The organism is Campylobacter sp. W0014, assembly GCF_020135975.1.
In the GTDB taxonomy this organism is placed as follows: Bacteria; Campylobacterota; Campylobacteria; order Campylobacterales; family Campylobacteraceae; genus Campylobacter_D.
Window position 1 is genome coordinate 1 of sequence record NZ_JACHTR010000066.1, and the last position, 1427, is coordinate 1427.

Genomic DNA, 1427 nt, shown 5'->3' on the forward strand with positions numbered 1-1427 from the left:
GATGACAATTTTATAATTAATGTTATAATGCAAAATAATATTATTTTTAAGGATAAAACCTTTGTTTAAATTCTCAAAAAAATCTTGGATTATCATTTTCATCTTGGTGGTTTTATATGTAGTTATTAGCAATATTTATGAATTGTTTAATTCTATGGAAGCTGATAATAACAAAGCAAGAGAAAATCTTAGTGCTTTAATCAAGTGGAGCAAAAACGAAGGCAAGGAAGAATTAGAGTATGCTAAGAATTTAAGCAAAGAAAACTATAATCAAGAAAAAGTTACACAAATGATTATTAAAAATCTTAAGATGATACAAGCTAGTATTGAAGATATGAAAACTTTAACCTCTTACTATCCTACAGAAGAAGATGTTGAGCTTATGAGACAAGCTGGACATGTTACAACAAATTCAAATACTGATATTATACTTTATCTTTTATACAATGAAAGAAATATCACAAATCATAAAACTTATTTTTTATTTGACAAGGAAAGATTTAAAGTTTTTGAAGATTTTTTATTTTTTCTAAATACTCGTTTAGAAGAGGATTTTTTACAAAAAGATATTCATAAGTTTGATAGCTTTGATGTAGTTAGAATCGGAATGTATATTAACGACCTAATTGGCTATAATAGTGGATTTACTAGTATGTATTTGAGTGAATTTTCTCAAGATTATATTTGTGATTTAAATACCCCTAAAACTATGACAATTTTAAATGGTATGAGCAAAATTGATTTTACTTCTAATAGAATTTTATTATTTTTTAATAAAGAATTAGAAAAATATGCTTATACTGATGATAATAATTTAATAAAAAACCTTCAAAAATTGATCTATATTTTTAAAAAATTCAAACTTAACCAAAAACAAACTAATAAACTTAAATCCATACAAACCAAACTAAAAGAATGCACAAATGAATGAGATAAAACTTAACACTCAAAATAAAACCTTAAACGAAACAGAAAAAGACACAAAAACTATTTTTAAAATATCAAGGAATATAAATGAAAAAACCTTTTTACAAACTTAAAAGATTTTATATGCCCTGCGGTTTGCTTATAGCTTTGATTATTTTTATAAGCTTAGCTTATCGCCCTTTAGAGCTTATCTTTTGGGATAGATATTATCATGAAAAAGAATATCAAAATGCTAAAGATACATACAAACTATTTAAGAGCAACGAAGAAGAATTTAAAAAAGTTTTTGTAGAACAAAACTTAAATCAAGAATTAAAACTTAATCAAAAAGAACTATTAAATTATATGCATAATTTTAAAAAAGATTTTAAATTTATGCAAATTTTAGGTTTAGACAATGCTTATTTGGTAGCTCTTAAAAATAAGGATGTATTATTTGGTTTGCAAATGCAAAATAATCTTAATTATTTTTATCTTGCTTCTAATAGCACTACTAATTT

General features: G+C 23.5%; 1 protein-coding gene and 1 pseudogene. Both read left to right on the forward strand.

Translation table 11 applies throughout. The features are described from left to right. The first annotated feature begins 61 nt into the window (after nt 1-61). Nucleotides 62-931, forward strand: coding sequence for a hypothetical protein (locus H2277_RS08935; protein WP_002870327.1), 870 nt, complete (start codon nt 62-64; stop codon nt 929-931). A gap of 83 nt (nt 932-1014) precedes the next feature. Beyond that, nucleotides 1015-1427 (forward strand): annotated as a pseudogene (locus tag H2277_RS08940) (hypothetical protein); the annotation flags it as partial.